This window comes from Pseudomonas sp. C32, from assembly GCF_030417915.1.
In the GTDB taxonomy this organism is placed as follows: domain Bacteria; phylum Pseudomonadota; class Gammaproteobacteria; order Pseudomonadales; family Pseudomonadaceae; genus Aquipseudomonas.
The window spans coordinates 56,914-76,782 of record NZ_JAUHUK010000002.1 but is presented as its reverse complement, the minus strand read 5'-3'; the positions used below and the strand labels follow the sequence as shown (position 1 = coordinate 76,782).

The following is a 19,869-nucleotide window of genomic DNA, read 5'->3' as shown; positions in this document are numbered from 1 at the left end:
AATTCTGATTTTTCCGCACCCCGTTCGGACGCCGTAGTCGCTCATGCAGAATCGCTCGCCTTCGTTCTGCAGAGACCACATCGGATGTTCGCCCCTGCTAACCAATCGCGATTCACACTGACCCTCCAAGGCGATCAGAGCCCGGACTTCGAGGTGCTTGAATTTACGGGCACGGAAACCATCAGTGAACCCTATCGATTCGACCTGGAACTGGTCAGTGAGCGTTCGGACATTGCGCTCGAAAGCCTGCTGCATCGTCAGGCATTTCTGAGTTTCGATGCACAAGGTTCCGGTGTTCACGGTCAGATTTTTCGCGTCGGGCAAGGGGATTCCGGCAAGCGTCTGACGCGCTATCAGATCAGCCTGGTGCCGCGTTTGACCTACCTGGGCATGCGCATCAATCAGCGAGTTTTCCAGCACAAACCGGTGCCGCAGATCATCGCCCTGGTGCTGAAAGACCACGGAGTCTTTGAGCACGCTGATTTCAAATTCCTGCTCAGCGGCCAATACCCCGAACGCGAGTATTGCGTGCAATACGCTGAAAGCGACCTGGCCTTCATCCAGCGCCTGTGCGCCGAAACCGGCATTCACTATCACTTTCAGCACAGCCCCGACGGGCATCTGCTGATGTTTGGCGATGACCAGACGGTTTTTCCTCGGCTGCCCAAGCCAGTGCTGTATCTGCCGGGCAGCGGTATGGCAGCCGAAACCGCGGCGATCAAAACCTTCAATGTCCGCCTGGAAACCCGCACCACAGCAGTGGCTCGCCGGGACTACGACTTCCACAAGCCGAACCTGCAACTCGACAGTCATCTCGACAGCCAACAATTACCGCTGCTGGAGGACTACCGGTTTCCCGGTCAATTCACGGATCGCGAACGCGCAAAGCACCTGGTTCAGCGAGCGCTGGAGCGTCACAACGCAGACTTTCGTTTGGGCACGGGCAGTGGCGACGTTTCCTCCTTGGTCAGCGGACATTTCCTGCAGCTCGCCGAGCATCCGAATCAGGCATGGAATGATCTGTGGCTGATCACGCAGATCGAGCACCGTGGCTGCCAGCCTCAGGTACTGGAAGAGTCGGCCCCCAGCGACAACGGGGACACCTTCCAGGGTTATCGCAATACCTTTCTGGCCACGCCGTGGGACGTATTGTTTCGCCCGCCGTTGAGCGAAAAACCTCACGCTTCAGGTTATCAGTCGGGCGTGGTCACTGGCGCAAAGGGCAGCGAAATCCATTGCGACGAGTACGGTCGGGTCAAGGTTCAGCTGCGCTGGGACCGGGATGGCCAGTTCAACGAACATTCCAGTTGCTGGTTGCGGGTCGCCTCGGGCTGGGCGCATGACCGTTATGGCAGCGTGCTGATCCCGCGTGTCGGCATGGAAGTGTTGGTGGGTTTCATCGATGGCGATGTCGATAAACCGATGGTCATGGCGTGTGTGCCCAACGCAGCAACTCAAGTGCCCCTGGACCTTCCAGCGGACAAGACCCGCAGCATTTTCCGCACTCAAAGCAGTCCTGGAGGCGGGGGCTACAACGAACTGCGCATCGAGGATCGCAAAGGCGCCGAGGAAATCTACCTGCGCGCCCAGCGAAACTGGAGTCAGGATGTACTCGCGGACATGCGCGTCCAGGTGGGCAGCCAGCGCAATGTAGTGATCGGCCGTGCCGAAGGGCTGGCCTCAGTGGACAGCCTTCATGTCCACGGCGCCCGGCACGTTCGCAGCACTAATGAAAGCCACAATGTCAGCGAACAATTCCATGTCAGCGCAATTGAGCAGGTTGTCATCGACGGTGGCGTCAACACAGTGATTCAGTCCGGTGGGCACTGGATCAACATTGGTCCTGCGGGGATTTTCAGCAGCGTGCCGATCATGGTGGGTGGCGTGCCGATGCCGACCATGGGCGGCAAGTCCGGCAAAGAGGCGCCCGCACCCGCGCCGCTGAGCCAAGCGCAAAGCCAGAGCCTGAAAAGCGATGCACCTTTCTGCGAAGAATGCCTGCGTTGTGCTGAGGGCTTTTGCCCCACGCCTCAAACGTTAAACGGCCGCACCAAGGCATCGGCCAGCTCGGCGGCATCCAGTGTCGAACCGGGCTTCCACATCGTGGAGCAGCCACTGTCCCGTGAGGCCCTGGAGTCGTTGCTATTTCCCCAACCGAGCACGGCAGTACTGGCCAAATTCCGCAGCCTCAACCCGCAACTCAGTGGCTACGCCAAACCCGGGCAACTGATCGTACTCAGCGACCCGCGCAACACCCAATGCACCCGCGAAGAAGCCTTGTTGATGGAGGCTGCGCAAAAAGTCGACGCGGCCCTTGAGCCTATGAGTGATGCGGACGCTGAGTTTATGGCGCGGCATTACGGTGTCATCGAGCCTTTTCTGGCTAACAGTTCAATGGCGCTAGGCATCAGTGGTGCGATGTTTGGGCAGCATCTGAGTAACTTGAATGGCACCTTGAAGGAACTGGAAGCTTTGCATACGCGGACTTTCAACCAACACGGAAAACTTTCGGGCGCCGAGTTCCACGCCGCGCGTAAAAAGCTGATGGCACAACTCGACAACAGCCTCGGACCATTGGTGCGTAAAGGTGTGGGTATTCCCGATCACCCGAAACTCAAAAATGCGTTGGGCATTTCCATCCGTAACTTGGTCCACCACTGGAGCAAGGCCGGTACAGCGGGCGGGGTTCCGGGGTATGCCACGCATATAGAGGGGGTGAGCAAGGCCAGTAAGGTCATTAAGGCTGGTGGTTGGATTGGTGTTGGATTGGGGGCTGGGGCTTCGGGGTTGAGGGTGAAGGAGACTTGCAGGACTGGGACGGAAGAGGATTGTAGGAAAGTGAAGTTTACGGAGGCGGGGAAGTTTGGAGGAGCTCTCGCAGGGGGAGCCGCCGGAGGAATGGCAGGCGTCGCAATCGGTGGGGGGGTATGTGCTGCTATAGGTGTCGGAACGGTAGGTGTTGGAGGTGTTATTTGCGGTCTCGTCTTTGTAGGTCTCGGCTCTGGGGTGGGAGGAAATTACTTGGGTACTTCAGGTGAGTCTTTGGGTGAGGTGTTGTATGAGGGGTTAAGTAGTGCGAAGTGATATTGAATTAATGTTTTTTTTAGTTTTGGGGCTGGCAATGGTTGCAGTCTTAATTGCTTTGCTGGTGTTGTTGTATTTTGCATACTTCAGAATTGTTGATATAGATAATGGCCTGGGTAATAGTAGATTTTTTTTGTTGCGCAGATCATTGATGGGGGCTGATCCGGTTTCAAGATTTTTTATGATTATAAGTGTTGGAATGGTGTTTGCATTTCCCTCTCGCTACCTCAAGAACGGCGAACTGGACGCAGATGATTTCAGAAGTTTTCCTGCTGGTCTGATGGTAGGCATTAAAGGTTTCTATCTTTTTGGGTTGATAGTGGGTTTGGCAATGTTTGCAATGGCGGGTGTGGGAAAGCTAATGGGGTGGGTCAAGTAAAGGTCGCGCTCTATGGTTTTGTGGGGCTGTGAGTAGAAATTTACATATGAGGTGGCAGGTTGAAGATCGTCTATGAAGTGACGTTTTTAATGACGGGTTTTGTTTTGATTGTGCTGGCGTAGTCGTCCAGCACCAGCTCTATAGGGGCGTTAATTATTCTTTCAGGGAGGTCTTTGAAAAGTAGTGAGTTGAACTTACAGGATTATCAGTTTTTTCCGAAAAAATTGAGAGTGATTGTGATCACTTATAGTTGGCTGACATTGACTCTCGGTATAGCTGCTATTGCTTTGATATTGGTCGGTAGGAGTATGAGTTGGATAGATTAGGTTTTTTCGTGGATGTCCTTGGGAGCGGCACGCTGGTTTTGATTTGGAGGTCCTTCCATGATTTGCCCAGATATTTGGCTACAAAATTCTCCGCTTTCTGACACCGAACAACTCTTCGCCATCTTCAGCAGTGCCAGCGCCGCAGAGCCGTTCAAGGTGTGGCTGCAATCAGGGGGCGGTAAGGCGCCGCGCCCGGTTTGGGCGGACACGGCGTATGCCGAGTGGAAAGAGGTGATGCCTTATGTGGGGATCGTCGAGCCTGGCAATGAGTTTTTGCAGTGGGTGGCAACGACCGAGTCTCAGGACTGGGGTTGGCTGGCAGTGTCGTCGGCGAGCCTGGAGGGGCTGGTCGAGCATTTGCGCAGCCTGACGCAAGTGAAGCTGCTGGATTGCAAGGCAGTGTTTTTTCGTTTTTGGGATGGGCGTTTTTTGTTGCCGATTTTGCGTTCTGCCGAAGTGGACGCTGCGCAACTGCTGCCGGTGATTGAACGTTGTTTGATCAATGGGCAGTCGCTGGAAATTGGCGGTGGCGCGCATAAATCGGAGAGGGTTTTTCCGTGGTGGGAGGTGCCTGAGTCGGTGCTGCAACATCTGGGTGCCGTAGATGATTCGACCCGCATCGGTAACCTGCTGCAGTGGTTGAGTGAGGAGCAACCTAATGTGTTTGAGGCGTTTTCTGAAAATGTACTGCGCAGCAAGGTTGCGAATTTTCTCAAACAGCCTGATTTGCCATCCGCGCCTAAGGATGAGGTGCTGGCGTACTTTATGGAGGAAATGCAGTAGGTCCTAGGACATTTCCGGGCAAGGTCCTCGGAGATTTCCTTCAAGTTGTGGCGGTTTGCGTGAACTGGTGGGCGATGGATTGGAGGGATAGTCTTTGGCTGTCACTGCAAATGCGGTGGCAGGGTGTAGGAACCCTTTCCCCCAGCGCGCATCAGCGCTGTCGTTTGATTGCGGTACTTATTTTGTGTTCGTAACATCGTTCGCGGCGGCTGTGTGCGGGACACGTTTCGACGTGGCTGAGTTTGGGGTTTTGCTCAGTTTCCTACTCCCGCGCACGGCTGCCACCCAAGCCCGTAGGAAAGGTCGTTGGCAGCTTCAAATAAATACCCCGGAGATATTTGAAAAATGACCAAACTTAATCCCGATCCACCGTACGTAAAACCAGTCCCCCACCCCGAAAACCGCTTCATGGCCCTCACCCAAGTGCTGGGAAACCTGTCCATGCGCGGTACGGTTGAGTGCGAGTCGTTCATCCTCAGTGACTTTGCCTTGCTCTGCGCGATTCCGTTGCGCGATGGCTGTGATGTGCTGGATGTGCTTGGTCGGCGATTGCGGGCGCAGCCTTCTCAGTAGCGACGCGTTCGCCTGATTCTGTAGGAGCCGGCTTACTGGCGATAGCGGTAGGTCAGGCAATATCCATGTTGATTGATACGCCGCCATCGCCAGCAAGCCGGCTCCTACAGGTCAGGGCGACCACTGCGTCGAGCCACTCAGCTGCGAACCCCTGACTTGCCGGCCGGTAAAAGGTAAACTTCCCGGCCTTCGCAGGAGCAACCATGAATTATCGTCACGCCTTCCATGCCGGCAATCACGCCGATGTGTTCAAACACCTGACCTTGACCCGCCTCATCGCCCTGATGTCGCGCAAGGAGCAGCCGTTTGCCTATCTCGACACCCACGCCGGCATTGGTCTGTATGACCTGCAGGGCGATCAGGCCAGCCGTACCGGTGAGTACCTGGAAGGCATCGCGCGTTTGTGGGATCAGCCGGATCTGCCGATCCTGACTGCCGATTACATGCAGGTGCTGCACGAGATGAACCCGGATGGCCAGTTGCGCTATTACCCGGGCTCGCCGGAATTGGCGCGGCGCCTGACCCGTGCGCAGGATCGCGTGATGCTCAACGAAAAGCACCCGGAAGATGGCGTGCTGCTCAAGGACAACATGGCCGGTGATCGTCGGGTCAAAGTGCACCTGGGCGAAGGCTGGCATGTGCCGCGTGCCATGCTACCGGTGCAGGAGAAGCGTGCGGTGATGTTGATCGATCCGCCGTTCGAGCAGCTCGACGAGATGCAGCGTTGTGCGGCGTCGTTGAAAGAGGCGATTGGCCGGATGCGTCAAACCGTGGCCGCGATCTGGTACCCGGTGAAGGATCAGCGCGCCTTGCGTCGGTTCTATCAGGACCTGGCGGGTACCGGGGCGCCGAAGTTGTTGCGCGTGGAGTTGCTGGTGCATCCGCTGGATACGCCGAACAGCCTGAACGGTTCCGGGTTGGCGATTGCCAATCCGCCGTGGGGGCTGGAGGAAGAATTGCGCGAGCTACTGCCGTGGCTGGCCCAGAAACTGGGGCAGACCGAGGGTAGTTGGAAGATGGATTGGTTGATTGCCGAGTAATGCTCGGCCTGTAGGAGCCGGCTTGCCGGCGATGGCAATCCAGAGTTCACCGCTGGACAGTCTGCCGCCATCGCCAGCAAGCCGGCTCCTACAAGTGATCTGCGTCAGATCGGGCAGGTCACGCCGGTGCCGCCAATCCCGCAGTAGCCTTCCGGATTTTTCGCCAGGTACTGCTGGTGATACGCCTCGGCGAAGTAAACCGTTGGGGCTTCTTCGATTTCGGTGGTGATGTCGCCTTTGCCGGCCTTGGTCAGTTCGACCTGGAACACTTCTTTGCTGTGTTCGGCGGCGGCCAGTTGCGTCGGGTTGGTCGCATAGATCACAGAGCGATATTGGGTGCCGATGTCGTTGCCCTGACGCATACCCTGGGTCGGGTTGTGCAGTTCCCAGAACATCTTCAGCAATTCTTCGTAACTGACTTTTGCCGGCTCATAGACCACGAGCACCACTTCGGTGTGGCCGGTCAGGCCCGAGCAGACTTCTTCGTAGGTAGGGTTTGGCGTGAAGCCGCCGGCGTAACCCACCACGGTGCTGACTACGCCTTCACGCTGCCAGAAGCGACGTTCCGCGCCCCAGAAGCAGCCGAGACCGAAGATCGCAAAATCGACATCGGTGGCGAACGGACCCAGCAGCGGGGCGTCGTGGACGAAATGTCTTTCCGGCAGGTTCATCGGGGATTCACGGCCAGGCAGAGCTTGTTCTTTGGTAGGGAGCACGTTTTTGTTCACCAGAATTTCCGAGCGCAGAACCATGATCAGTCCTCTCAGTCAGGTTGAGATGTAAATAAACAGACCATCAGTGTGCCCAATACCAGCGGGATGCGCACTACCCTTGTAGGAGCGGGATGTGTGTTTGTCAGGCGATTGGGCCGCGCGGGTAGCGTTTGAGCCTTTCGATCAGCTCGGTGCCCGGGATAGGGCGGTCGAACAGGTAGCCCTGGCCGACGTCGCAGCGGTGACGGCGCAGGAACGCCAGTTGCTCGGCGGTTTCGATGCCTTCAGCCACGACCTTGAGCTTCAGGTTATGAGCCATGGCGATCACCGCGGAGGTGATTTCCATGTCGTCCTGGTTGTCCGGGATTTCGTGGATGAAGCTTCGATCGATCTTGATGATGTCGATGGGGAATTTTTTCAGGTAGCTGAGCGACGAATAACCGGTACCGAAGTCATCCATGGCCAGGGTCAGGCCCAGGCGCTTGAGCTGGTCGAGCTGCAAGTGGGTGTCTTCGGTGGCCTCAAGCAACAAGCCTTCGGTCAGCTCCAGCTCCAGCAGGTGAGCGGGCAGGGCTTCTTCCTTGAGGATGTTGGCAATCGATGTCACCAGATCCGGGTCGGAAAACTGCTTGGGGGACAGGTTGATCGCCACCTGCAAATTGCCCAGGCCCGCGGCGGTCAGGGCTTTGCTCATGCGGCAGGCCTGACGGGCGATCCATTTACCGATCGGAATGATCAACCCCGTCTCTTCGGCCACGCTGATGAACTGGTCCGGGCGGATCATGCCTTTTTCCGGATGATCCCAGCGCAGCAGCGCTTCCATCCCCAGCAGGCGACCGCTGCGCAGGCACAGCTTTGGCTGGTAGAACACGTCGAGTTCGTTCTGGGTCAGGGCGCGGCGCAGGTTGTTTTCGACGAACAGCTTGTAGCTGGCCTCGGCGTTCAGTGCTTCGGTGAACACTTGCACTTGATGTTTGCCGTTGGCCTTGGCCTTGTGCAGCGCCAGACCGGCGTTGCGCATCAGGGTTTGCGGATCTCGCCCGTGCAACGGCGCGCAGGCCAGGCCCACGGAGCCGGTGACGCTGATCAATTGGTTGTCGACGAACATCGGCTTGTCGAGGGTCGCCAGCAATTGGTTGGCCACTTGCTGGCCTACCGTGAGGTCGCTGTTGTCCAGCAACACGGCGAATTCGTTACTGGCGAATCGCGCCAGGCTGCCGCTCGGGATCAAACTGTTGCGCAGGCGTCGGGCCAGGCTGATCAGCAGTTTGTCGCCGGTCTGGTGGCCGAGGCTGTCGTTGATCCGCTTGAAGTTGTCGATGTCCACCAGCAACAGGCTGATCGGCGCATCGCTGTCTCGGGCAAAGCGCTCATCGAGGTTACGGATGAACGCCGGGCGGTTGCCGAGGTTGGTCAGGTTGTCGGTGTAGGCCAGGCGCTCGATGCGTTGCTGAGCGAGCTTGGTCTGGGTGATGTCTTCATAGATGCCGATGTAATGGGTCAGCTCGCGGTTGTCGCCGTAAACCTTGGAGATCGACAACTGGCCCCAGTAGGGTTCGAGGTTCTTTCGACGGCTCTTGAACTCGCCCTGCCAGCTGTTGCTCTTGGCCAGTGCCGAAGGTGCGTCGAACAGCAGTTCGCTGAGGTTTTCCAGCGCCGGCAGTTCCGACAGCCGCTGGCCGTGGACTTCTTCGGTGCTGTACTGGGTGATCGCGGTGAAGCTCGGATTGACGTATTCGACAACGCCGTCGCAATTGACCAGCAGAAAGGCGTTCGCACTTTGCTCGACTGCGCGCTGGAACAGGTGCAGGGCGCTGGTCGCGGTGCGGCGATTGTGATTGCTGATGACCTGGGCGAACTGATCCGCCAGTTCACCGGCAAAGGCGATTTCATCGGACTGCCAGGCACGCGTCGCACCGGTCTGTTCCAGGCACAGCACGCCCACCACTTGGCCGTCGACACGGATACTGGCGTCGAGCATCGCGTTGACATCGCGCGGGCGCAGGCTTTCGGCCATTTCCCGGGTGCGCGGGTCGCGCATGGCGTTGTGCGCGTCGATGGCGCGACCGGTGTGCAAGGCGTCGAGGTAATCGGGGAACACGCTGACGTCGATCGACTCCTGCAGCAAATATTCCTGGGTCGTGCGGTGATAGGCCGAGATCGGCACCAGTTTCGAGCCGTCGAGGTGCCACAGGCTGGCGCAGTCGATTTCGTAGATGTCGCAGGCGCTGCGGGTGATCAGTTCGGCAGCTTCTTGTAGGGAGTTGTTGCTGCTGTAGCGCTGGCGGGTCAGCAACAGGATCAGGTCCTGCTGGGCGCGTGCTCGATCCAGATGCAGCAGTTGCTCCTGCTGGGTACGTTGGTTGAGCTCAAGGGCAATCTGCAGGCGCGAGTTCTGGGTTTCGAGGTCCAGGGCCGGTTGCAGCGCAGAGCCCTCGAGCACGCCGTCGACGACCATCAGGTAGCCGCGCAACAAGTGCCGGTTGTGTTGTTTGTAGGCTTCGCCCAGTTCCAGCAGATTCAGGGAGCCGGCGGCGGTGTGCAAGGTATAGCGGATCTGGTAATGCGGGCTTTCGGTCAGTTGCTGCTGGACGGCGTCATGCAGCTGATAGCGCGCTTCGGGCTCCATCAGGCTGGCGTAGGGCGAGTCGACCAGCGCACAAAGCTCCATGGCCTGCATGCCGAATTGGTGTTCGCAGTTGGGATCGAGAAACAGCAGCGCCCAGCTGGGTTCATTAAGCCGTTCGAAACGCAGCATGCCGAGCCGCGAGGGCACAGGCAACTGCGTCACTACCTCGGCCACCATACGGCTGGCGGCATCGGGTTGGCTTTTCATGGAGGGAAACTCGCTTCGAATTTGCTGAACGCGCCGGGCTCTCGCCCTCTGTACTGTTGCCTGCGGCAAGGTTGCATCATTGCGGCACCGACTGACAAGAGAGATGAAGGCCAAGTGCTATAAGAATATGTCGGCAGGCGATAAGTTTTCTCCAGTCTGCGGCGAAAAGTAATGGTATTAGCGAAAAGATCGCAGCCCGTAGGCGCTGCCGAAGGCTGCGATCTTTTGGTTTCAACGCAATTTGATACTGGACGATTGCAGCAGCTTTCCATCCCGATCGTGGTAATTCACCTCAATCCGATCCCCCTCGACGACCAGATGCGCGAAGTTATCCTGGCTGATGACTGTGCCGGTCAGCTCATGTCGGTAATCCCCGGCGGCCGTGCGGGCCAAGGGTTGGTTGAGGATGAAGGTGGAAGCCTTGGCGTAGGGCAGCAGCTTGCTGTTGCACAGCGGGGACGAGACGATGGTGTGAACCTCGAAATCCGGATCCTCGCTATGGGTCAGCCGACTGCACAGCGAGCCATGGACATCGCCGGAAATGAACACGACGTTCTTGATGCGGTGTGTACGAATGGTTTCCAGCAACCGTAGCCGTTGTTCGGGAAAGGCCTGCCAGGCGTCATCGCCCAGTCGTTTGCGGTCGGGGTAGAACATGACGCTGGTGACCACGAATTTGACCCGCGCCGGGCTGTGAATCAGCCAGTCACACAGCGCTTGCTCTTGGTCTGTGTCGAGAATGCGTCGGTCGGTCGCCGACAGATTGCGACGGGTTCGACTGTCGGTGACAAACCATTCGATATCGCCGTCGGTGAATGGATACCAGTACTTATCGAGTTGCTTGTTTAATTGTCCGTTGGCGGAAAGTGTGTGCGCCGGGCTGTGGCTGGCTTGATATAACTCATAGGCCTTTGTTGCGTTGCGATATAAGTGTTCATCGGTTTTATGTTTATTGGCAGGCCAGTTGTCTTCTATCTCGTGATCATCAAGGATCATGTAAGTGGGCAGGCTGGCCATCAACTTGGCGATATGAGGCTGTGAAAACGCAGCGCGATACTTCTGCAGTATTTCCTTGAATTCCCGATCAGGGGCAATGATGTTCAAATCATCGACATAGATCTGGTCGCCGGTCATCAGTAATGCACTGATGGGCAGTTTTGCCTGCTCCGCCAGGCGTGAGATCGACGCGAAGATCCTGTCGCCAAGGTGAGGCATCGAAGGAACTCCCGCCGTCATGCGCAGGTAACGGCAGGAGCCGACAATGTACGCGCGGGGCCGGTTGGCCTCGCTGGAGCGGGTGCGCAGGCGATGAATCGGGCGGGGCCATTGCAGCGGCAGCTCCTGCACAGAGTCCACGGTATGCGCCGGGTTCATCGGGCTGAACCAGCCGGCCTGGTATTCGTAGTCGGTGTCGGCGGCAAGGTCATTGAGTGCGATCACATCGGACATATCGCGCATCGGCTCGAGTTTGGCGAATGCACCCTTTGACCAACTCTCTTCGCCCCGTCGTCGATAACGAATGCCGGCAAATGCCAACGCATTATTTTGTAAGTCGCCCCGCAGAAAGATTCGCGCATGGTGAGTTGTTGTGTGGCCAAGAATTGGCCCGACGGTGGGTTTTAACATGTTCGAGTCCATTCGATTTTTAACCAGATAAATAAATGATGTTTTCAAGGGTGTTCAATAACACTCGAACTAAGCCTAGTTATTGAGCCTGAAAAAATATCTGGCCGAAATGGATTCGACTTGTAGCCGATATCAGCCACAAATGTAGGAATACACTTTTGTAAGTTAAAAGCTTCAGGCAAAAAAAGCCCCGCCAATTGGCGGGGTTGAGGTACGAGCGTGGCGCTCGGAAACGTGGAACGCGAACGGCCCTCCAGCGATGGAGGGCCATTCGGGATTACAGGAGCATGGTACGGATGTCGCCCAGCAGATCGCTCAGACGCTTGGTGAAGCGTGCAGCAGCGGCGCCGTTGATCACACGGTGATCGTAGGACAGAGACAGCGGCAGCATCAGTTTCGGCTGGAAGGCTTTGCCGTCCCAGACTGGCTGGATGGTTGCCTTGGAAACACCGAGGATCGCCACTTCCGGCGCGTTGACGATCGGCGTGAAGCCGGTGCCACCAATGTGGCCGAGGCTGGAAATGGTGAAGCAGGCGCCTTGCATGTCGTCAGCGGTGAGCTTTTTGTCGCGGGCTTTGGCGGCCAGCGCAGCGGCTTCGGCTGCCAGTTGCAACAGGCTCTTCTGGTCGACGTTCTTGATGACCGGTACCAGCAGGCCTTCAGGGGTGTCGACGGCGAAGCCGATGTTCACGTACTTCTTGCGGATGATCGCTTTGCCGCTTGGTGCCAGCGAACTGTTGAAGTCCGGCATTTCCTTGAGCAGGTGCGCGCAGGTCTTGAGCAGCAGCGGCAGGATGGTCAGCTTGACGCCAGCCTTCTCTGCAACGGCTTTCTGAGCGATGCGGAACGCTTCCAGCTCGGTGATATCAGCCGAATCGAACTGAGTCACGTGCGGAATGTTCAGCCAGCTGCGGTGCAGGCTCGACGCGCCGATTTGCATCAGGCGAGTCATCGGCACTTCTTCGGTTTCACCGAAGCGGCTGAAGTCCACGACCGGAATCGGCGGGATGCCCGCGCCACCGGTTGCGCCGGCAGCAGCGGCCGGTGCTTCCTTGGCCTTTTGCATCATGGCTTTGACGTAAACCTGCACGTCTTCTTTCAGGATGCGACCGTGCGGACCGCTGGCGCCAACGGCGTTCAGTTCGACGCCGAATTCACGGGCCAGTTGACGCACGGCAGGGCCGGCGTGAACTTTCGCGCCAGGCTTGGCTGGAGCAGCGGCCGGGGCAGCAGGTGCAGCGGCGGCCGGAGCAGCCGCGGCTGGAGCCGGTGTGCTTGGAGCGGCAGCGGCAGGTGCCGGAGCAGCAGCCGGCGCAGCGCCTTTGACTTTCAGCTTGAGGATCAGGTCGCCGGTACCGACTTCGTCATCGAGCTTGATGGAAACACTTTCCACCACGCCAGCGGCTGGCGATGGGATTTCCATGCTCGCCTTGTCGGATTCCAGGGTAATCAGCGACTGGTCGGCGGCAACGGTGTCGCCAGCCTTGACCAGTACTTCGATGATCTTGGCCTTGCCCGCCGAACCGATGTCCGGAACGTGGATGTCCTGAACGCTGTCAGCCACTGGAGCAGCCGGAGCCGCCGCAGGAGCAGGTGCAGCGGCGGCAGTTGCAGCCGCCTGGGCCGGAGCGGCAGCCGGTGCCGCAGCACCTGCCACTTCCAGGTCCAGAATCAGGTCGCCGGTGCCGACTTCGTCGTTGAGCTTGACGCTGATGGTCTTGACCACGCCAGCGGCGGGCGACGGGATTTCCATGCTCGCCTTGTCGGATTCCAGTGTGATCAGCGACTGATCAGCCGCGACGGTATCGCCGACCTTGACCTGGATCTCGATGATCTGGGCCTTGCCCGACGAGCCGATGTCCGGCACGTGCACTTGCTGAACGCTGGCGGCAGCCGGCGCAGCAGCAGGAGCGGCGGCAGGAGCAGCAACCGGTTGGGCTTCAGCCTTGGCGGCTGGCGCAGCGGCAGCCGCTGGGGCCGCAGCAGCGGCACCTTCGACTTCCAGCTCCAGCAGTTCGTCGCCTTCTTTCAGACGATCGCCCAGCTTCACTTTCAGGCTCTTGATGATACCGGCCTTCGGCGCAGGCACTTCCATGCTCGCCTTGTCCGATTCCAGCGTCAGGATGCTCTGGTCGGCTTCGATACGGTCGCCGACCTTCACAAACAGTTCAATTACTTCACCTTCACCGCTGCCGATGTCAGGTACGCGAATGAGTTCGCTCACAGAATCTCTCCTCAGCAGTCCAGTGGGTTGCGTTTTTCCGGGTTGATACCGAACTTGGTGATGGCTTCAGCCACAACCTTAGGTTCGATGTCACCACGGTCAGCCAGTGCTTCCAGGGCTGCCAACACCACGAAATGACGGTCGACTTCGAAGAAATGACGCAGTTTCTTGCGGCTGTCGCTGCGCCCGAAACCGTCGGTGCCCAGGACTTTGAATTCCTTGACCGGTACCCACTGACGGATCTGTTCGGCGAACAGTTTCATGTAGTCGGTAGACGCGATGACCGGACCTTTACGGCCGTTCAGGCACTCTTCCACATAGCTCAGCTTAGGCTTCTGGCCCGGGTGCAGACGGTTGGTGCGCTCAACGGCCAGGCCGTCGCGACGCAGTTCGTTGAAGCTGGTAACGCTCCAGACGTCAGCACCAACGTTGAACTCTTCACGCAGGATCTTCGCTGCTTCACGGACTTCACGCAGGATGGTGCCGGAGCCCATCAGCTGAACGTGGTGCGCCGCTTCGCGGTTGTCTTCCTCGAGCAGGTACATGCCTTTCTTGATGCCTTCTTCGGCACCGGCCGGCATGGCTGGCTGCTGGTAGGACTCGTTCATCACGGTGATGTAGTAGAAGACGTCCTGTTGCTCTTCGGTCATCTTCTTCATGCCGTCCTGAATGATCACCGCCAGCTCGTAGCCGTAGGTTGGATCGTAGGTGCGGCAGTTCGGGATGGTCGAGGCCAGCAGGTGGCTGTGACCGTCTTCGTGTTGCAGGCCTTCACCGTTCAGGGTGGTACGGCCGGCGGTGCCGCCGATCAGGAAGCCACGGGTACGGCTGTCGCCAGCGGCCCAGGCCAGGTCACCGATACGCTGGAAACCGAACATCGAGTAGAAGATGTAGAACGGCAGCATCGGCTGGTTGTGGCTGGAGTACGAAGTACCGGCCGCGATGAAGGAGCTCATGGCGCCCGCTTCGTTGATGCCTTCTTCAAGGATCTGACCCTTCTGGTCTTCCTTGTAGAACATCACCTGGTCTTTATCGACTGGCTCGTAGAGCTGGCCGACGGAGGAGTAGATACCCAGCTGACGGAACATGCCTTCCATACCGAATGTACGGGCTTCGTCCGGGATGATCGGAACGATGCGCGGGCCGATTTCCTTGTCCTTGACCAGTTGCGCGAGGATCCGCACGAACGCCATGGTGGTGGAAATTTCACGGTCGCCCGAGCCGTCCAGGATCGCCTTGAGGGTGTCCAGTGGCGGAGTCGGGATGTTGAAGCTTTGTGCGCGACGCTGTGGCACGAAACCGCCCAGCGCAGTACGACGTTCGCTCAGGTAACGGGCTTCGGCGCTGCCTTCTTCAGGCTTGAAGAACGGCAGGTTTTCCAGCTCTTCGTCTTTGACCGGGATGTCGAAGCGGTCACGGAACAGCTTCAGGCTCTCGACGTCGACTTTCTTGGTGTTGTGCGCGGTGTTTTTCGCTTCGCCGGCACCGGTGCCATAACCCTTGATGGTCTTGGCCAGGATGACGGTCGGTTGTTCTTTGTGATTGACCGCTTCGTGGTACGCCGCGTAGACCTTGTACGGGTCGTGGCCGCCACGGTTGAGTTTCCAGATCTCGTCGTCGGACAGGTCTGCAACCATCGCCTTGAGTTCTGGCGTGTTGAAGAAGTGTTCACGCACGAACGCGCCGTCTTTGGCTTTGTAGTTCTGGTACTCGCCGTCGATGACTTCGTCCATGCGACGCTGCAGGATGCCGTCGACGTCCTTGGCCAGCAGTGGGTCCCAGAAACGGCCCCAGATGACTTTGGTCACGTTCCACTGAGCACCGCGGAACACGCCTTCGAGTTCCTGGATGATCTTGCCGTTGCCGCGAACCGGGCCGTCGAGGCGCTGCAGGTTGCAGTTGATGACGAAGATCAGGTTGTCCAGCTTCTCGCGGCCGGCCAGGGAGATAGCGCCCAGGGATTCCGGCTCGTCGCACTCGCCGTCGCCCAGGAAGCACCAGACTTTCTGTTTGCCTGGCTGGATGAAACCGCGGTGTTCCAGGTACTTCATGAAGCGTGCCTGGTAGATCGCCTGGATCGGGCCCAGACCCATCGATACGGTCGGGAACTGCCAGAAGTCAGGCATCAGCCAAGGGTGCGGGTAGGACGACAGGCCCTGACCGTCGACTTCCTGGCGGAAGTTGTTCATCTGGTCTTCGGTGATGCGGCCTTCCATGAATGCACGGGCGTAAACGCCTGGCGAGGTGTGGCCCTGGAAGTAGATCAGGTCGCCGCCGTGTTCGTCGGTCGGGGCCTGGAAGAAGTAGTTGAAGCCAATGTCATACAGGGTCGCACTGGAAGCGAAGCTGGAGATGTGACCGCCGAGGTCAGAATCTTTCAGGTTCGTACGCATTACCATGGCCATCGCGTTCCAGCGTACCAGCGAGCGAATGCGGCGTTCCATGAACAGGTCGCCAGGCATGCGTGCTTCGTGGGTTACCGGGATGGTGTTGCGGTAAGGCGTGGTGATGGCGTAAGGCAACTGCGAACCGCTGCGGGTCGCCAGTTCACCCATACGGGTCATCAAATAGTGAGCACGGTCTTCGCCTTCTTTGTCGAGAACCGATTCCAGGGCGTCCAGCCATTCCTGGGTTTCGACGGGATCGAGGTCTTGCATGGCTTGCTCCAGGGCGGAAAGGCTACCAGAATCGGTTGCCTGAGTTAGCGACTGGCCTTGTGGGCAGACGTTTTGAATTCTTGGATTTGCCGACAGGTTGTTCCGGCGGCGTGTAGTTTTACTACAAATCTTCCGGCATTTCAGCCTTGGTAATGTATATACGAGTAGTAAAACTACAGATGAGCGGCTTGGGGCCCCCGGCTGCGTTGTGAGAATAATCGTTAAGGTTGGTCTTTTTCCAACTCGAATAGGTGAAAGCTTGATGCTGGCTGCCAAAAACAAAGAAATTTCAGCTATTTCTAACTTTTGTTCGACACTCCATCAGGTAGTGGGTTTTCGAAATCCACTACATGCAGCCCGTTGCACGCCGATCAAGGATAGACCATGAGCCTCCCTTCGCTTGCTGAACTGCCTGGCATTCTCCTGCCGTTTGTCACCCGTGCCGAACAGTCGTTCCGCACCGCCGTCGCCGCGCTCGATGATGACCACGGCCTGTCAGCCTGGACGCCAGAGCGCTGGGCGCAATTTGCCCGCGTGACCGCCGCCAGCGACTTCGTCATTGAACAGAGCGTGCGTGACCCTTTGATGTTGCTGGCGCTGGTGCAGTCCGGCGAACTGGACCGCAGTTTTGCCCCCGGCGAATTGTGTGCACAGATTGCAGCCGCAGTGAGCGCCGCCGAAACCGACGACCAGCTCGGCCGCGCACTGCGCCGCCAGCGTGCGCGCCATCAGGTGCGGATCATCTGGCGCGACCTGACCCGTCAGGCCGACCTGGTCCAGACCTGTCGCGATCTGTCGGACATGGCCGATGCCAGTATCGACCAGGCATACCAATGGTTGTACGCGCGTCATTGCGAGCAATTCGGCGTCCCGACCGGTCGGCGCAGCGGCGAGCCGCAGCAGATGGTCGTCCTCGGCATGGGCAAGTTAGGCGCCGTGGAGCTGAACCTGTCGTCGGACATCGACTTGATTTTCGCCTACCCCGAGGGCGGCGAAACGGTCGGCGTCAAACGCTCGCTGGATAACCAGGAGTTTTTCATCCGGCTCGGCCAGCGTCTGATCAAGGCGCTGGACCCGATGACCGTCGACGGTTTTGTGTTTCGCGTCGACATGCGTTTGCGCCCCTACGGTTCGGCGGGCGCGTTGGTGCTGAGCTTCAACGCGCTGGAGCAGTATTACCAGGACCAGGGCCGCGACTGGGAACGCTACGCGATGATCAAATCGCGGGTGGTGGCGGGCGACCAGGTGGCCGGCGCGCAACTGCAAGACATGCTGCGACCTTTCGTTTACCGGCGTTATCTGGACTTCTCGGCCATCGAAGCGCTGCGCACCATGAAGCAGCTGATCCAGCAGGAAGTCCGGCGCAAGGGCATGGCCGACAACATCAAACTCGGTTCGGGCGGTATCCGTGAAGTGGAGTTCATCGCCCAGGCGTTCCAGCTGATTCACGGCGGCCGCGACTTGAGCTTGCAGCAGCGCCCTCTATTAAAAGTACTGAGCACACTGGAAGGGCAGGGCTATCTGCCGCCAGCGGTGATCAGCGAACTGCGTGAAGGTTACGAATTCCTGCGTTACACCGAGCACGCGATCCAGGCGATTGCCGACCGTCAGACCCAAATGCTGCCGGATGGTGAGCAGGATCAGGCGCGTATTGCGTTCATGCTCGGTTTCGCCGACTGGGAAGCCTTCCACGAAAAACTGATGTTCTGGCGTGGCCGCGTGGCTTGGCACTTCGCTCAGGTGATCGCCGATCCCGACGAAGAGGAAGGTGCCGAAAGCGAAGTGGTGGTGGGCGGAGAATGGTTGCCGCTGTGGGAAGAGGCCCAGGATGAAGAAGCCGCCTGCCGTCAATTGGAAGAGGGTGGTTTCGCCGATGCGCCGAAGGCGCTGAAGGCGTTGGCCGGTCTGCGCGGCAGTCCGCAATTGCGCGCCATGCAGCGACTGGGGCGCGAGCGTCTCGATGCCTTTATTCCGCGTTTGCTGGCCCAGGCCGTGGAGCACGCCAACCCGGACCTGGTGCTGGAGCGAGTGCTGCCACTGGTGGAAGCGGTGGCGCGTCGTTCGGCGTACCTCGTCTTGCTGACCGAAAATCCCGGTGCGTTGCGGCGCTTGCTGACCTTGTGCGCCGCCAGCCCGTGGATCGCTGAACAAATCACGCGCTTCCCGCTGTTGCTCGACGAGTTGCTCAACGAAGGCCGACTGTTCAAGCCGCCGTTGGCGCCGGAACTGGCCGCCGAACTGCGCGAGCGTTTGACGCGCATTCCCGAAGACGATCTGGAGCAGCAAATGGAAGCCCTGCGCCATTTCAAACTGGCGCACCGCTTGCGGGTCGCCGCTTCGGAAATCGCCGGCAGCCTGCCGCTGATGAAGGTCAGCGACTACCTGACGTGGCTTGCCGAAGCGATCCTCGAACAAGTGATGGCCCTGGCCTGGCGGCAAACGGTGGCCAAGTACGGTTCGCCGATGCGCCCCGACGGGACCGTGTGCGATCCCGGCTTCATTATTGTCGGTTATGGGAAAGTCGGCGGCCTGGAACTCGGGCATGGTTCGGACCTGGACCTGGTGTTCATCCACGACGGCGATCCGCAGGCGGAAACCGATGGGCCCAAGCCTATCGATGGCGCGCAATTCTTCACCCGTCTGGGCCAGCGCATCATTCACTTGCTGACGGCGCAGACCAACTCCGGCCAGTTGTATGAAGTGGACATGCGCCTGCGACCGTCCGGGGCATCGGGTCTTTTGGTGAGTTCGCTGGGGGCGTTTGCGCGCTATCAAGAAAGTGAAGCATGGACATGGGAACATCAGGCCTTGGTACGGGCGCGGGTGTTGGTGGGCAGTCAGGATGTCGGCCAGGCGTTCGAGAAAGTCCGCGCCGCGGTACTGGGCAAGCCGCGTGACTTGCCGACCCTGCGTCAGGAGGTCAGCGAGATGCGCGCCAAAATGCGCGAGAACCTCGGCAGCAAGGGCACCGCAGCCGGAACCGGTGCCAATGCCTTCGAAGCCGCGGCGCCCTTCGACCTCAAGCAGGACGCCGGAGGTATCGTCGATATTGAATTTATGGTGCAATACGCGGCCCTGGCGTGGTCGCAAACGCACCCGCCATTGCTGCGCTGGACAGATAACATCCGCATTCTGGAAGAGCTGGAGCACGAAGGGTTGTTGCCCGTCGAAGATGCCAGTCTGCTACGTGAAGCTTATAAAGCTTACCGTTCCGCTGCCCACCGGCAGGCCTTGCAGAAGGACGCCGGCGTCATACCGGGTGATCAGTTCGCGGACGAGCGGCGGCAGGTCATGCGGATCTGGCGTGAGTTGGGGTTAAGCTGAAACGGGATATTTGATACGCCAATATCCCCTGTAGGAGCGAGCTTTTGTGGCGAGGGAGCTTGCTCCCGCTGGAGCGCGAAGCGCTCCCAAATCAGCTTGTGCGGTCAGTCAGATGAGAATGCGGTGGCAGGTTTTGGGGCTGCTGCGCAGCCCAGCGGGAGCAAGCTCCCTCGCCACAGGATTTATGCTGACTGACGTGATTGTGTATTGAATTGATCCGATGAGCCCCAACCGGCTCGTCCAAATGACCTGGCGGTTCACCCCCCGCAGGTGCTGGATTTTCGAGGCGGGGAGGCGTAGGCCT

At 58.7% G+C, this 19,869-nt stretch carries 10 protein-coding genes and 1 pseudogene; 6 read left to right on the top strand and 5 right to left on the bottom strand.

Going from position 1 to position 19,869, the window contains the following annotated elements; all coding sequences use genetic code 11:
• Window positions 1-84: 84 nt before the first annotated feature.
• The 5 genes and pseudogenes from QYH43_RS02630 to QYH43_RS02610 all read left to right on the top strand — a co-directional run.
• Window positions 85-2,007 (top strand): annotated as a pseudogene (locus QYH43_RS02630) (type VI secretion system tip protein VgrG); the annotation flags it as partial.
• A gap of 1,066 nt (window positions 2,008-3,073) precedes the next feature.
• Window positions 3,074-3,463: a hypothetical protein gene (locus QYH43_RS02625; protein ID WP_143498463.1), complete on the top strand. Its 390-nt coding sequence runs from the start codon at window positions 3,074-3,076 to the stop codon at window positions 3,461-3,463.
• 383 nt (window positions 3,464-3,846) lie between these two features.
• Window positions 3,847-4,572 carry a DUF4123 domain-containing protein gene (locus QYH43_RS02620; protein ID WP_095152478.1) on the top strand — a complete coding sequence of 242 codons (726 nt, stop codon included), beginning with the start codon at window positions 3,847-3,849 and terminating at the stop codon, window positions 4,570-4,572.
• A gap of 345 nt (window positions 4,573-4,917) precedes the next feature.
• A complete protein-coding gene (locus QYH43_RS02615) occupies window positions 4,918-5,145 on the top strand; it encodes a hypothetical protein (RefSeq protein ID WP_301156182.1) in 228 nt (75 codons plus the stop codon).
• A 203-nt stretch (window positions 5,146-5,348) separates the two neighbouring features.
• Window positions 5,349-6,185: a 23S rRNA (adenine(2030)-N(6))-methyltransferase RlmJ gene (locus QYH43_RS02610; protein WP_095056425.1), complete on the top strand. Its 837-nt coding sequence runs from the start codon at window positions 5,349-5,351 to the stop codon at window positions 6,183-6,185.
• Window positions 6,186-6,289: 104 nt separating this feature from the next.
• On the opposite strand, the gene msrA is transcribed toward QYH43_RS02610, so the two are convergent.
• The 5 genes from msrA to aceE all read right to left on the bottom strand — a co-directional run bounded on the left by msrA (window position 6,290) and on the right by aceE (window position 16,241).
• Window positions 6,290-6,937 (bottom strand): peptide-methionine (S)-S-oxide reductase MsrA, encoded by a 648-nt coding sequence (msrA, locus tag QYH43_RS02605; protein WP_095056424.1) that lies wholly within the window; start codon window positions 6,935-6,937, stop codon window positions 6,290-6,292.
• 103 nt (window positions 6,938-7,040) lie between these two features.
• Window positions 7,041-9,734 carry a bifunctional diguanylate cyclase/phosphodiesterase gene (locus QYH43_RS02600; RefSeq protein ID WP_095056423.1) on the bottom strand — a complete coding sequence of 898 codons (2,694 nt, stop codon included), beginning with the start codon at window positions 9,732-9,734 and terminating at the stop codon, window positions 7,041-7,043.
• Between the two features lie 231 nt (window positions 9,735-9,965).
• The gene (locus QYH43_RS02595; protein ID WP_301156383.1) at window positions 9,966-11,360 is read right to left on the bottom strand and encodes an alkaline phosphatase D family protein; all 1,395 of its coding nucleotides are present in this window, start codon (window positions 11,358-11,360) and stop codon (window positions 9,966-9,968) included.
• A 277-nt stretch (window positions 11,361-11,637) separates the two neighbouring features.
• On the bottom strand, window positions 11,638-13,584 hold the full coding sequence (gene aceF, locus QYH43_RS02590) for a dihydrolipoyllysine-residue acetyltransferase (RefSeq protein WP_095152481.1): 1,947 nt from the start codon (window positions 13,582-13,584) through the stop codon (window positions 11,638-11,640).
• An 11-nt stretch (window positions 13,585-13,595) separates the two neighbouring features.
• Entirely contained in the window at window positions 13,596-16,241 is a 2,646-nt protein-coding gene (gene aceE / locus QYH43_RS02585) for a pyruvate dehydrogenase (acetyl-transferring), homodimeric type (protein WP_095056420.1), read from the bottom strand.
• A gap of 384 nt (window positions 16,242-16,625) precedes the next feature.
• Here aceE and glnE point away from each other — a divergent pair, with 384 nt between their 5' ends.
• Window positions 16,626-19,565 (top strand): bifunctional [glutamate--ammonia ligase]-adenylyl-L-tyrosine phosphorylase/[glutamate--ammonia-ligase] adenylyltransferase, encoded by a 2,940-nt coding sequence (gene glnE / locus QYH43_RS02580; RefSeq protein WP_095152483.1) that lies wholly within the window; start codon window positions 16,626-16,628, stop codon window positions 19,563-19,565.
• The last annotated feature ends 304 nt before the right edge of the window (window positions 19,566-19,869 follow it).

Excerpts from the sequence above, each read along its gene's own strand:
- aceE (WP_095056420.1), bottom strand. The coding sequence starts at position 16,241 with ATGCAAGACCTCGATCCCGTCGAAACCCAGGAATGGCTGGACGCCCTG.
- msrA (WP_095056424.1), bottom strand. The coding sequence starts at position 6,937 with ATGGTTCTGCGCTCGGAAATTCTGGTGAACAAAAACGTGCTCCCTACC.
- QYH43_RS02610 (WP_095056425.1), top strand. The coding sequence starts at position 5,349 with ATGAATTATCGTCACGCCTTCCATGCCGGCAATCACGCCGATGTGTTC.
- glnE (WP_095152483.1), top strand. The coding sequence starts at position 16,626 with ATGAGCCTCCCTTCGCTTGCTGAACTGCCTGGCATTCTCCTGCCGTTT.
- QYH43_RS02600 (WP_095056423.1), bottom strand. The coding sequence starts at position 9,734 with ATGAAAAGCCAACCCGATGCCGCCAGCCGTATGGTGGCCGAGGTAGTG.
- QYH43_RS02620 (WP_095152478.1), top strand. The coding sequence starts at position 3,847 with ATGATTTGCCCAGATATTTGGCTACAAAATTCTCCGCTTTCTGACACC.
- QYH43_RS02595 (WP_301156383.1), bottom strand. The coding sequence starts at position 11,360 with ATGTTAAAACCCACCGTCGGGCCAATTCTTGGCCACACAACAACTCAC.
- QYH43_RS02615 (WP_301156182.1), top strand. The coding sequence starts at position 4,918 with ATGACCAAACTTAATCCCGATCCACCGTACGTAAAACCAGTCCCCCAC.